Origin of the sequence: Pseudaquabacterium inlustre, assembly GCF_038066595.1 — a bacterium.
Taxonomy (GTDB): Bacteria; Pseudomonadota; Gammaproteobacteria; order Burkholderiales; family Burkholderiaceae_C; genus Pseudaquabacterium; species Pseudaquabacterium inlustre.
On record NZ_JBBUTH010000007.1, the window covers coordinates 538,783 to 552,107 of the forward strand.

General features: G+C 71.0%; 8 protein-coding genes. 5 read left to right on the forward strand and 3 right to left on the reverse strand.

The features are described 5' to 3' along the window. The first annotated feature begins 6 nt into the window (after positions 1-6). From AACH10_RS13995 to AACH10_RS14015, 5 genes are all read left to right on the forward strand, one after another. Positions 7-1,170: an acyl-CoA dehydrogenase family protein gene (locus tag AACH10_RS13995; protein ID WP_341411044.1), complete on the forward strand. Its 1,164-nt coding sequence runs from the start codon at positions 7-9 to the stop codon at positions 1,168-1,170. Between the two features lie 2 nt (positions 1,171-1,172). Further along, positions 1,173-2,342 (forward strand): CaiB/BaiF CoA transferase family protein, encoded by a 1,170-nt coding sequence (locus AACH10_RS14000; RefSeq protein ID WP_341411045.1) that lies wholly within the window; start codon positions 1,173-1,175, stop codon positions 2,340-2,342. 64 nt (positions 2,343-2,406) lie between these two features. Continuing rightward, positions 2,407-3,798 carry an MmgE/PrpD family protein gene (locus tag AACH10_RS14005; RefSeq protein WP_341411046.1) on the forward strand — a complete coding sequence of 464 codons (1,392 nt, stop codon included), beginning with the start codon at positions 2,407-2,409 and terminating at the stop codon, positions 3,796-3,798. An 8-nt stretch (positions 3,799-3,806) separates the two neighbouring features. Further along, a complete protein-coding gene (locus AACH10_RS14010) occupies positions 3,807-4,631 on the forward strand; it encodes an HpcH/HpaI aldolase/citrate lyase family protein (RefSeq protein ID WP_341411047.1) in 825 nt (274 codons plus the stop codon). A gap of 90 nt (positions 4,632-4,721) precedes the next feature. Further along, positions 4,722-5,726 (forward strand): Bug family tripartite tricarboxylate transporter substrate binding protein, encoded by a 1,005-nt coding sequence (locus AACH10_RS14015; RefSeq protein WP_423228604.1) that lies wholly within the window; start codon positions 4,722-4,724, stop codon positions 5,724-5,726. 5 nt (positions 5,727-5,731) lie between these two features. Here AACH10_RS14015 and AACH10_RS14020 read toward each other — a convergent pair whose 3' ends face one another. The 3 genes from AACH10_RS14020 to AACH10_RS14030 form a co-directional block, all read right to left on the reverse strand. Then, entirely contained in the window at positions 5,732-7,366 is a 1,635-nt protein-coding gene (locus tag AACH10_RS14020; RefSeq protein WP_341411048.1) for a methyl-accepting chemotaxis protein, read from the reverse strand. A 73-nt stretch (positions 7,367-7,439) separates the two neighbouring features. After that, on the reverse strand, positions 7,440-9,434 hold the full coding sequence (locus AACH10_RS14025) for a methyl-accepting chemotaxis protein (protein WP_341411049.1): 1,995 nt from the start codon (positions 9,432-9,434) through the stop codon (positions 7,440-7,442). Between the two features lie 133 nt (positions 9,435-9,567). Continuing rightward, positions 9,568-12,858 (reverse strand): EAL domain-containing protein, encoded by a 3,291-nt coding sequence (locus AACH10_RS14030; RefSeq protein ID WP_341411050.1) that lies wholly within the window; start codon positions 12,856-12,858, stop codon positions 9,568-9,570. Between the last annotated feature and the right edge of the window lie 467 nt (positions 12,859-13,325).

Genomic DNA, 13,325 nt, shown 5'->3' on the forward strand with positions numbered 1-13,325 from the left:
AACCTCATGTCCACCTCCCCCGACACCGACTTCCCCGAGATCCGCGACGCCGTGCGCGCGCTGTGCGCCGAGTTCCCCGACGAATACCACCGCAAGATCGACGCCGAGCGCGGCTACCCCGAGGCCTTTGTCGACGCGCTCACCAAGGCCGGCTGGATGGCCGCGCTGATCCCGCAGGAGTACGGCGGCTCCGGCCTGGGCATGGCCGAGGCCTCGGTGATCATGGAAGAGATCAACCGCTCGGGCGGCAACTCCGGCGCCTGCCACGGCCAGATGTATGTGATGAACGCCGTGGTGCGCAGCGGCAGCGAGGCGCAGAAGCGCCAGTACCTGCCCAAGATCGCCGCGGGAGAACTGCGCCTGCAGAGCATGGGCGTGACCGAGCCCACCACCGGCAGCGACACCACCAAGCTCAAGACCATGGCCGTCAAGAAGGACGGCCGCTGGGTGGTCAATGGCCAGAAGGTGTGGATCTCGCGCATCCAGCACAGTGACCTGATGATCCTGCTGGCGCGCACCACGCCGCTGGACCAGGTGACCAAGCGCTCCGAAGGCCTGAGCTGCTTCATCGTCGACCTGAAGCAGGCCATCGGCCACGGCCTGACCGTGCGGCCGATCCCCAACATGGTCAACCACGAGACCAACGAACTGTTCTTCGACAACCTGGAACTGCCCGAAGACGCGCTGCTCGGCCCCGAGGGCAAGGGCTTCAAGACCCTGCTCGACGGCCTGAACGCGGAGCGCACGCTGATCGCCGCCGAGTGCATCGGCGACGGCTACTGGTTCATCGACCGCGCCGCCAAGTACGCCAAGGAGCGCGTGGTGTTCGGTCGGCCGATCGGCCAGAACCAGGGCGTGCAGTTCCCGATCGCCGATGCCTTCATCGAGCTGGAGGCCGCCAACCTGATGCGCTGGAAGGCCTGCGCGCAGATCGACGCGCACCAGAACGCCGGCGCGGCCGCCAACATGGCCAAGTACCTGGCGGCCAAGGCCAGTTGGGAAGCGGCCAATGCCTGCATCCAGACGCATGGCGGCTTCGGCTTTGCCTGCGAATACGACGTGGAGCGCAAGTTCCGCGAGACGCGGCTGTACCAGGTGGCGCCGATCAGCACCAACATGATCTTCAGCTACGTCGCGGAACACGTCCTCGGCCTGCCCCGGAGCTTCTGACCATGCTGCCGTTGGAAGGCATCACCGTCGTCACGCTGGAACACGCGATCGCCGCGCCGTTCTGCACCCGCCAACTGGCCGACCAGGGCGCGCGCGTGATCAAGATCGAGCGCCCCGGCGTGGGCGACTTCGCGCGAGGCTACGACGAGCGCGTCAAGGGCCTGGCCTCGCACTTCGTCTGGACCAACCGCAGCAAGGAAAGCCTGTCGCTGGACCTGAAGGCTCCCGTGGCCGACGAGGTGCTGCACAAGCTGCTGGCGGGCGCCGATGTGCTGGTGCAGAACCTGGCGCCCGGCGCCGCGGCGCGCATGGGCCTGGGCTTCGACGCGCTGAAGGATCGCTATCCCAAGCTCATCGTCTGCGACATCTCGGGCTATGGCGAGGACGGACCCTATCGCGACAAGAAAGCGTACGACCTGCTGATCCAGAGCGAGTCGGGCTTTCTGTCGATCACCGGCACGCCGGACGAGCCGGCCAAGGCCGGCTGCTCGATCGCTGACATCGCCGCCGGCATGTACGCCTACACCGGCATCCTGAACGCGCTGATCGAGCGTGGTCGCACCGGGCGCGGCAAGCACCTGGATGTGTCGATGCTCGAAGCCATGGGCGAGTGGATGAGCTACCCGCTGTACTACGCCTGGGACGGCGCACCGCCGCCGCCGCGTGCCGGCGCCGCCCACGCCACCATCTACCCCTACGGCCCGTTCCCTACCGGCGACGGCAAGACCGTGATGCTGGGCCTGCAGAACGACCGCGAGTGGCAGGTATTCTGTCAAAAGGTGCTGGGCGACGCGGCGCTGGCGGCCGACGAACGCTTCAACACCACAGCCCGCCGCTCGGCCGCGCGGGTGGAACTGAAAGCGCTGATCGTGCACGCCTTTGCCAGCCTGACGGCCGAGCAGGTGGTGAGCCGGCTGGATGAGGCCGGCATCGCCAACGCCCAGGTCAACACCATGGCCGACCTGTGGGCGCACCCGCAGCTGAAGGCGCGCCAGCGCTGGGCCAGCGTGGACACGCCCGCCGGCCCGGTGCCCGCGCTGCTGCCGCCCGGCTGCACCACCGCCCGCATGGACGCCGTGCCGGCGCTGGGCCAGCACACCGACAGCGTGCTGCAGGGCCTGGGCTACACCGCCGAAGCGATTGCCGCGATGCGCGCGGCCGGCACGGTCTGAGCCCTGATGGGCCCTGGCCCGCGGACCACCACGCGAACACGAGAACACGAAAGGCAAGCCAACGATGAGCGCCTCCCACCCCGGCCAACATCCCGGCCAACATCCCGGCCAGCAACTGGCCACCTTCGCCGCCACGCTGCGCCTGTCGGATGTGCCGGCACCCGTGGTGCGCCGCACCGAAGACCTGATGCTCGACTGGGCCGGCTCCACGCTGGCCGGCAAGGGCTCGCGGCCGGTGGAAAGCATCGCGAAGTTCTGGCAATCACAAAGCCCGGCCACCGGCCCGTCGGAAGTGCTGATCCACCGCAGCGGCACCAGTCCGTTGGCCGCGGCCGCCATCAACGCCGCCGCCTCGCACGTGGCCGAGCAGGACGACGTGCACAACGGCTCGGTGTTCCACCCGGCGGCGGTGGTGTTCCCGCCCGCGCTGGCCGTGGCCCAGGCGCTGGGCCGCTCGGGCGCCGATCTGCTGGCCGCCAGCATCGCAGGTTATGAAGTGGGCATCCGCGTGGGTGAGTTCCTGGGCCGCTCGCACTACCGCATCTTCCACACCACCGGCACGGCCGGCTCGCTGGCCGCTGCGGCGGCCGTGGGCCACCTGCTGCGGCTGACGCCCGAGCAGATGGGCCATGCACTCGGCTCGGCCGGCACGCAGGCGGCCGGGCTGTGGGAGTTTCTGCGCACCGCCGCCGACAGCAAGCAGCTGCACACCGCCCACGCCGCGCACACCGGCCTGGCCGCAGCCTACTTGGCGGCCGATGGCTTCACCGGCGCGCAGCGCATCCTGGATGGCGCGCAGGGCATGGCCGCCGGCATGAGCAGCGACAGCGATCCGGCACGCCTGACCGACGGCCTGGGCACGCGCTGGGCCACGGCCGAAACCTCGTTCAAGTACCACGCCTCGTGCCGCCACACGCACCCGGCGGCCGATGCGCTGCTGGCGGTGATGACGGCGCATGGCTTGAAGCCCGACGACATCGCGCGTGTGGAAACGCTTGTGCACCAGGGCGCCATCGACGTGCTGGGCCCGGTGGTCGATCCACAGACGGTGCACCAGAGCAAATTCTCGATGGGCACGGTGCTGGCGCTGGCCGCCATCCACGGCTATGCGGGCCTGGGCGAGTTCGACGCGCACTACCGCGATCCGGCCACCGTGGCCTTCTGCAACCGCGTCAGCATGACGCTGGATGCCGAGGTGGACACTGCCTACCCGGCGCGCTGGATCGGCAAGGTGGTGGTCAGCACCACCGACGGCCGGCGGCTGGAAGGCCGCGTCGACGAACCCAAGGGCGACCCCGGCAACACGCTCAGCCGGTCTGAGCTGGAAGGCAAGGCGATCCGCCTCGCGGCCTACCGCGGCGGTGCCGACGAGGCCGAGATGCGCGCGCTGATCGCGACGATGTGGGCCATGGCCGATGTGCCGGTGGTGGGCCGCCTGTTGCCCGCCGCAGTCTGATCATGGCGATGGCGAACACCGCTGAGGCGATCAGCTTCCTGTTCGTGCCGGGCGACCGGCCCGAGCGCTTCGACAAGGCCCTGGCCAGCGGCGCCGATGCGGTGATCGTCGACCTGGAAGACGCCGTGTCGCCCGCCGCCAAGGACACGGCCCGCGCCGCGCTGGACGCCTGGCTGGCCGCGCGCCCCGGCGATGCACCCGGCGTGGTGCTGCGCTGCAATGGCGCTGACACGCCCTGGTTCGCGGCCGACCTGGCACTGGCCCGCCATGCCGGCGTGGCTGCGGTGATGTTGCCCAAGAGCGAATCGCCCGCTGCCATCGCCCGCGTCACCGCCACGCGCGCCGGCCTGCCCGTCATCGCACTGATCGAGAGCGCCGCGGGCCTGGCCCAGGTGCGCACCATCGCCGCCACAGCCGGCGTGCAGCGCCTGGCCTTCGGCAGCATCGACCTGCAGGTGGACTTGGGCCTGCGCGACGCCACCGAAGACGAACTGCTGCCCTGGCGGCTGGAACTGGTGCTGGCCAGCCGGCTGGCCGGCATGGCCGCGCCGATCGACGGCGTGACCACGGCGCTGGATGACGCCGAACGCCTGGGCGCCGACGTGGCCCGTGCCAAGCGCCTGGGCTTCGGCGCCAAGCTGTGCATCCACCCGAAGCAGGTGGCAACGGTGCGCGCCGGCTTCCGGCCCACACCGGCCCAGCTGGACTGGGCGCAGCGGGTGCTGGCGGCTGCGGGATCGTCCGGTGGCGCCGCGGTGGCGGTGGACGGCAAGATGGTGGACAAGCCGGTGCTGCTGCGTGCGCAAGCCATCCTGCGCGAAGCCGGCGACTGAGCCCCGCGGCCCATTCACGCGTTGGGAGCCGGCAATTGGCGCCGGCAATTGGCGCTGGCAATTGGCGCCAGCATCACAGGAGACAAGAACATGACCCGCACACCCCTGGCGCCGCGGCGCCGCCTGGCCGCCTGGTGCGGCGTCGCCGCGCTGGCCCTGGCCGGCCTGCCGATGCTGGCCCAGGCGCAGACCTATCCCACCAAGTCCATCACCCTGGTGGTGCCCTTTGCCGCCGGCGGCCCCACCGACGTGGTGGCCCGCGCGCTGGGCGCCAGCATGAGCAAGACGCTGGGCCAGGGCGTGGTGGTGGAGAACAAGACCGGGGCCGGCGGCACGCTGGCCTCGGGCTACGTGGCCAAGGCCGCGCCCGACGGCTACACCTTCCTGATCCACCACAACGGCATGGCCACCGCACCGGGCCTGTACCGCAAGCTGGCCTTCAACCCGTTGACCGACTTCGAGTACGTGGGCCAGGTGGTGGATGTGCCGATGACCCTGCTGGCGCGCAAGGATCTGCCGCCCAAGACGCCGCAGGAGCTGATCGCCTATGTCAAGGCGCAGGGCAACAAGCTCACGCTGGCCCATGCCGGGCTGGGCGCGGTCAGCCAGCTGTGCGGCATGCTGTTCCAGAAGATGGTGGCGACTGACCTGACGACCATCCCCTACCAGGGCACGGCGCCGGCGCTGAATGCGCTGCTGGGCGGGCAGGTGGACATCCTGTGCGACCAGACCACGCAGACGCTGCAGCACATCAAGGCCGGCAGCGTGAAGCTCTACGGCGTGACCACGCACGAGCGCCTGAAGTCGCTGCCCGACACGCCCACGCTGGACGAATCGGGCCTGAAGGGCTTCGAGGTCAAGGTGTGGCACGGCGTGTACGCGCCCAAGGGCACGCCACCGGCCGTGGTCGAGAAGTTCGGCAACGCGCTGCGCGCGGCGCTGAAGGATCCGGCCATCGTGCAGCGCATGGCCGAGCTGGGCGCCGACATCGTGCCCGAGGCCAAGCAGACGCCCGAGGGCCTGCGCAGCTGGCTGAAGCCCGAGATCGACAAGTGGGGCGCGCTGATCCGCTCGGCGGGCCAGTACGCCGACTGAGGCCCTCAGGCCGCCGCGGCAGCCGGTGCGTCGCGCCGGTCGTTGGCGGCACGGCGCAGCGCCACCGCATCGGTCTCGCAGACGAAGCGGTCGCTGTGCTGCAGGCGGAACAGCTGCATCGCGCTGCGCACGCGCAGCACGCGGTGGTCCAGCTGCACGGTGGCCGCGGCCAGGCCCTCCACCATGGCGCTGTTGCGCTGCGTCACCTCGTCAAGCTGTGACACGGCCTGCGCCACCTCCGACACACCGATCAGCTGCATGCGCGCGGCATCGCCGATGCCGCCCAGCATCTCGCTGACGGCCTCCACGCTGCTGAGCACCTCGCCCATCGCCGACTGCGCCTGCACGCTGTGGTGCACGCCCTCGCCGATGCGGCCGCTGGATTCGGCGATCAGCTGGCGCACCTCCTTGGCCGACTGCGTGGTGCGCTGGGCCAGGCCGCGCACCTCGGCCGCCACCACGGCGAAGCCGCGGCCACTGTCGCCGGCGCGGGCCGCCTCCACCGCCGCGTTCAGCGCCAGCAGGTTGGTCTGGAAGGCGATGCCCTCGATCACCTGCAGGATGTCGCCGATGTTGCGCGACGAGGCGCTGATGCCGTCCATCGAGTCGACCGTGTCACGCACCGCGCCCTGGCCGCGCTGCGCCACGCTGCGCACCGTGCTGGCCAGATCGGCGCCGCGGCCCGCGCGCTCGGCGGTGTCGCTCACGGTCTGCTGGATCTGGGTCATGGACGCGGCCGTCTCCTGCAGGCTGGCGGCCTGCGACTCGGTGCGGTCGGACAGCGCCCGGCCATCGGCGGCGATGTGACCCGCCGAGGCGCGCACCTGCTCGATCTGCTGGCGCACATCGGCGATGGTGGCGCGCAGGTTCACGCCCAGCTGGGCCAGCGCGGTCTGCAACAGGCCCAGCGCGTCGGGGCCGTGCACGTTCACGCCGTGGGTCAGGTCGCCCGCGGCCAGGGCCAGCGCATCGTCGGCCACGGCCTGCACGCGTGCCTCCTGCCGGCGCCAGCCCAGCCACCAGGCCAGCGCCGACAGGGCCACGCCCAGCGGCAGCCACAGCAGCGCCGGCCCGGCGGCGGCGGCCAGGCCGGTGAGCAGCGCCGCGCCCAGGCTGGCGGCGCCCTCCAGGTGCCAGCGCCGCCACTGGCCCTGCACCTGGCGGCGCAGGCGCGCCAGCGCGCCCGGCACCAGCACCTGGCCGCCCGACAGCACCACCGCCCCGGCCCCCGAGGCGGCCCGCATCTGCGCGTACAGGCGCTCGGCCTGGGCCACGCTGTCGCGGCCCGGCACCGTGCGCACCGACAGGTAGCCGCTGATCTGCCGTCCGCTGCGGATCGGCGTGACGCTGGCGCGCACCCAGTAGTGGTCGCCGTTCTTGCGCCGGTTCTTCACCAGCCCGGTCCAGGGCCGTCCGCCGCCGACCGTGGCCCACAGGTCGCGGAAGGCCTCGGGCGGCATGTGCGGGTGGCGCACCAGGTTGTGGGGCTGGCCGAGCAGTTCGTCCAGCGTGAAGCCGCTGGCCTCGACGAAGGCATCGTTGCAGTAGACGATGCGGCCCTTCAGATCGGTGACCGACACCAGGGTCTGGTCGGCGCCCAGCGGGTATTCGCGGTCGGTGACCGGCAGGTTCATGCGCATGTGGTGGACTCCCTGTCGCGCCGTGGGCGGCGCGTGTGTGCATGGTGTGGGGTGGCCCCGGCCAGCGGCCGGATCAGGCGATGCGGAAGAACGCGACGCTCTGGTTCAGGCGCTGCACGCTGTCGTGCAGCGAGGCGGCCGCCGCGGCGGTCTGCTCCACCAGCGCAGCGTTCTGCTGCGTCATGCCGTCGAGCTGCTCGACCGACTGGTTCACTTCCGACAGGCCGCTGGTCTGCGCCAGCGTGCCGTCGCTGATCTCGCTGATCAGCTGCTTGATCTGGTTGGCCTGGTCGACGATCTGGCGCATGGTGTGGCCGGCCTGGCCCACCACGGTGGAGCCGGTCTCCACCTGGCCGACGCTGGCGCCGATCAGGCCCTTGATCTCGCGCGCCGCACTCGACGAGCGCTGGGCCAGGTTGCGCACCTCGCTGGCCACCACCGCGAAGCCGCGGCCGGCCTCGCCGGCGCGCGCGGCTTCCACCGCCGCGTTCAGCGCCAGGATGTTGGTCTGGAAGGCGATGCCGTCGATGGTGGCGATGATTTCCTCGATGCGGCCCGACGAGCGACGGATCTCGCCCATCGTGTCGACCACCTGGTTCACCTCGCTGCCGCCCTGGGCGGCCACCGCGGCGTTGCGCGCCACCAGCTCGGCGGCGTGCCGCGCCGATTCGGCCGACTGCGACACCGTGCCGCCGATCTGCGACATCGCCGAGGCGGTGCGCTGCAGCTGGCTGGCGGTCTGCTCGGTGCGGTGCGACAGGTCCAGCGACGCGGCCGCCACCTCGCTGCTGGCGGTGTGGATCTCGCCGGCCCCGTCGCGCACCACGGTCACGGTGCGGCGCAGCGCATCCAGCGTGGCGGCCAGCGTGTTCATCAGCGAGGCCACCTCGTCGCGGCCCCAGGGCCGCGGCTGCAGCGTCAGGTTGCCCTGCGAGATCTCGCGCAGCTGGCGCGCCACCTCGGCAATGCCGCCCTGCGTGACACGGTAGAAGGCCACCAGCAGGTACACCGCCACCACCAGACCGAACAAGGACACCAGGCTCTGCAGCATCAGCACATGGCGCAGGCCGTCCACGCGCAGCGCCAGGCGCTTGTCGAGCGCCTCCAGCACGGTGTGGATGGTCTTGTACTGCAGCTCGATCGCGGTGTTGGCCTGCGCCAGGAACGCGGCCGGATCACCGCCCGGCATGTCGCCCAGCGCCTGCGACAGCACCAGGCCGGTGAAGCGGCGGCTGGCGTCCTGCATGTCGGCCAGGTGCAGCTCGTCCTTCAGCGTGGCGTCGGCGGCGGTGGCCCGCTGCAGCGACTTCTCGGTCTGCGCCTGGTGCGTCTGCGCGAAGGCCAGCGCGGTGTTCAGCCCGTCGTGCTGCTCGGCGGTGGTGGAGCCGGCACGCAGCACCATCATGCCCATGCCGCGCAGGCGGGCGAACTGCTCCGCCAGCTGCGGCATCGCGAACACCGACGCATCCATCAGGTAGAAGGTGTTCAGGTCAGGGTCCAGCGTCAGGTTGGAGTTGTCGGCCGCGTCATTGAGCAGGCGCAGCCCGGCCTCCACCACCGCGGTGTGGGCGCTGAAGGCGGTGCCCGGCCCGCCGGTGCCGTGCGCGCCGGCGTTGGCCTGCTGCACCTGCTGGCGCAGCTTGTCCCAGGCCTCGGTGGTGTTCAGCTCGGCGCCCAGCGTGTTCTGCACCTCGGCCAGGCGCTGCATGGCCTCGTCGAGCGCCTGGCGCGCCTGCGGCAGATCGACCGCCTGGCTGGCGGCGGCGCGGCGCAGGTTCTGCGAGGCCTGCAGCACCGGCAGCACGGCGCGCACATAGCGCACGCCCACCCGCTCGCGGGCCGAGAAGTCGATGTTGCCCAGCGCCGTGATCCACAGCGAGGTGGCCAGCAGCACGATGGGCAGCAGGAAGGCCATCGACACCCAGGCCGCCTTGGCCGGAAAGCCGATGCGGCGGAAGGCGCGGATGCCCGGCGACATCACGCCGTGGTAGCGGAAGAAGGCGGGCTCCGACCCGTCATCGTGCGCTGCCGGCATCCCGGGCGTGGGGGGCATCTCGATCGATCTCATGCGGACTTCTCTCATGGACGTAGGGGATGTCCTGGATATCGTCGCGCGTCCAGCGCACTGGACTGTGAGATCTCATAGGGGTGGGTGCGGCGTGCGATGCGCCCGCCGTGCCGGCCGGCCCGCCGTGGTGCTCTCAGGCCGCTGAGGGCACCGGCGCGGTCTGGCTGCTCTGCACCCAGGCTTCCAGCAGGGCCGGCGTCATCGGCCGGCCGGTGTGGTAGCCCTGGATCGTGTCGCAGCCCAGCTCGACCAGGCGCACGAGCAGCGCCTCGTCCTCCACGCCCTCGGCCACCACGCGCATGTCCAGCCCGTGGGCCAGCGAGATGACGGCGTGGGCGATCTTCAGGTCGCGCGGCTCCTGCAGCACATGGCGCACCAGCTCGCGGTCGAGCTTGAGCTTGCCCATCGGCAGCCGGCTGAGGTAGCTGAGGCTGGAATAACCGGTGCCGAAGTCGTCGATCGACAGGCGCACGCCCAGCTCGCGCAAGGCCTGCAGCTGGCCGAAGCGCTGCACGCTGCCGCGCTCCATCAGCGTGGACTCGGTCAGCTCCAGCTCCAGCGCGCTGGCGGACACGCCATGCCGGGCCATCGAGCGGTGCAGCGCCGCCGGCAGCTGGTCGTCGTCGAGCTGCACCGCCGAGAGGTTGATCGCCACGCTGTCGATGGGCACGCCGCGGGTGCGCCAGTCGGCCAGCTGGGCACAGACCTGCTCGATCACCCACTCGCCGATGGGCACGATCAGGCGTGACTCCTCGGCCACCGGGATGAACTCGGCCGGCGAGACGCTGCCCAGCTCTTGCGACTGCCAGCGCAGCAGCGCCTCCACCGTCTGCAGCCGGCGGCTGTGGCCATCCACCTGCGGCTGGTACACCAGGCTCAGCTCGCCCTGCTCGATGGCCTGACGCAGGTGCATCTCCAGGCGCAGGCGCTGCTGCACCCGGCCGTTGACGTCGCGGTTGAAGAACTGGATGCGGTCGCGTCCGTCGGCCTTGGCCTCGTACATCGCCGCGTCGGCATGGCGCATCAGCTCGTTGATGGTGCTGGCCTCGCCGGGGAACATGGCCACACCCACGCTGCACGAGCAGATCAGGTCGATGCCGTCCACGCCGATCGGCTCGCGCAGCGTGGCCGCCAGGCGCTCGGCCACGTGGTGCGCCTCGGCCGGGTCGCTCACCGCATGCAGCAGCACCACGAACTCGTCGCCGCCGAAGCGGCTGACCGTGTCGCCATGGCGCACCGCCTGCAGCAGGCGCTGCGAGACCGTGCGCAGCACCGCGTCGCCGACATGGTGGCCCAGCGAATCGTTGATGTTCTTGAAGCGGTCCAAGTCGATGAACAGCAGCGCCATCGACTCGCCCGTAGCGGCCGCCTGCGCCATGGCCTCGCGCAGGCGCTGCTCGGCCACGGTGCGGTTGGGCAGGCCGGTCAGCACGTCGTGGTGTGCCAGGTAGCGCACGCTCTCCTCGGCGTTCTTGCGGTCGCTGATGTCCATGCAGGTGAGGATGAAGTGCGTCAGCGCACCTTCGCGGTGGCGCACCGCCGTCACCACCGCCAGGGCCGGCAGGCCTTCGGCGGCACTGTCGTCCGGCGCATGCAGGCTCACCTCGCCGCGCCACCAGCCGCGGCGTTCGGCCTCCTGCCACACGGCCGGCACGTCGGCCAGCGCCTGCGGGCCCAGGCGCACCGAGGCCAGCGCCGGGCGGCCCAGTTCGTCGACACCGCCCACGCGGCAGAAGGCCTGGTTGGCCGACAGCACCCGCCGCTGGGCATCCAGCAGCACCATGCCTTCGGACGAGGCCTCGAAGACCTTGGCCCACAGCTCCAGCCGCTGCTCGGCCTGCTTGAGCGTGCCGATCGGCGTGATGGTGGTCAGCACCGCCGGCTGGCCCTGGTAATCGAACCGGCGCGCCGACAGCAGCACCCAGTGCTCGACGCCGGCGGTGCGCCAGCACACCTCCTGCTCGCGCACCACGTCCAGATCGGACAGGGTCTGGAAGAACTGCCGCCGCGCATCGGCGCTGAGGCAGCGCGCCCAGGGGTTGTGCTGCCCCGGCGGCAGCCAGCGCGCGGCCTGCGCATTGGCATGCAGCACGCGGTGCTCGGGCACCGAGGTCACCAGCAGCGGCACCGGTGTGTGCTCCAGCAGCTGGCGCTGGGCCTCGGCGGCGCGCGCGGCGCCGGCCAGCTCGGCCTGCACGCGGCGCTGCTCGGCCATCTCGCCCAGCATGTCGTTGAAGGCGCGGCCCAGGCGGCCGAGTTCGTCGCCGCTGTCCCACTGCAGCCGCAGCGAGGCATCACCGCTGACGCGCACCTCGTCGGCCAGCCGCACCAGCGCCTGCACCGGCCGGGTGATGCGCCGCGCCATCCAGAACACCGCCCCCAGGATGGCCAGCAGCAGCACCGCGGCCGTGCCCAGGTGCACGCGCATGCGGTGGAAGTCGGCGTCCACGCGGCGCTGCAGCAGGCCGCTGAGCGCCCGCGTGACCTGCGACCAGGCCTGCAGCACAGTCTGCGGCGCGTCCTCGCGCAGGCGGATCAACTCGCCGCGGTCGCGCGCATCGACACCGTCGTTCACCGCATGGGTGATCAGCAGCTCGGCGCGCGACACCAGGTCGAGAATCTGGTCCTGGCTGGGCGTCAGCGCCTGCTGCAGCTCGGGCCCGCCGGCCTGGACGGCCTGGTCGAAGTCACTGCGCAGATCGGCCGCCAGCACCACGATGGCGCCCTGCAGCACCAGCAGCTGGGCCTGGGCCTCGCGGCTCTGCACGCTGCCCGAGGGCTGGGCCTGCAGCAGTTGCAGCGTGCGCGTCAGCAGGTCCAGCACCTGCGGATAGCGCAGCATGGCCAGCGACATCGTGTAGTAGGAATCCAGTGCCGGGTCGAGCACCAGGTTCGACTGATTGACCACGCGGGTCAGCAAGGCCTGGGCCGGCGGGATCGCGGTCAGTGGCCGCGCCACCGCCGCTGGCGGCGGGGCGCGCAGCGCATCGGCCCAGGCGGTGGCCTGCGCGGTGGCCCCCATGTCCTGCCCGTGCAGCGCGTCGGCCTGCAGCACGGCGTCGGCCATGCGGGCGCGGGCGTCGGCCTTCGGCAGCGGCGCCAGGCTGGCCACCATCAGCGGCTGCAGCGCCTCCACATAGGCCACGCCCTGCAGTTCCTTGCGCGCAAAGTCGATGGCGATGTACTTCTCGCGCACCAGGATGTGGCTGATGAAGATCACCGCGCACAGGTCGAGCAGGTAGATCAGCAGCAGCTTCTGCGCCACCGACAGATCGGCCACCCGCCGTTGCAGCCGGCGCCACAGCGGCTCGCACGCGCGGCCCGCGGGTGTCCGTTCGGTGACACCAGCGCCGAGCGCAGACAGCGCCGACGGCAGGGCGGCATCGCCGGCAGGGCTGGGATCGGTGGCGTCAGGAAAGGCCAAGGCAGGAGCACCCAGGGGTGCGCAGAAAGGGTTCGAGGAAACGTAACAGCTTCGTCACAGGCCCGAAACTCATATTTCAGATAGTCAGATTCCTGTGAATCGGCCGTTCACCGGGGAGGTGGAGCCCTGACTGTGATGACGCGCACGATAATTGCTATTTTTCGTTCGACATCGAGATCAGGCGCGGCTGCCTCGCACGCTGCAGCAACCCTGGGGTAACGGCGCCCACCGATGCAGTGCCAGCCCCCGTGCGGGGCCCACATGGCCTGTTGTGCGCACAGGCGCAGGCCACAGCACTTCTCAGAAGGCGCAGTCATGAGCAAGTCAGTCGGAGGCGTGCGGCGCGGGCTGCACGGAGGTCCTCTCGATTCCACGTTAGGTCATTCCATGGCCAACCCGCTCGATCATGGTGCTCAATGCACCGGTATGGAGTGGTGGTGATGTGGCGCCAGGCAGTTGCACCTGAT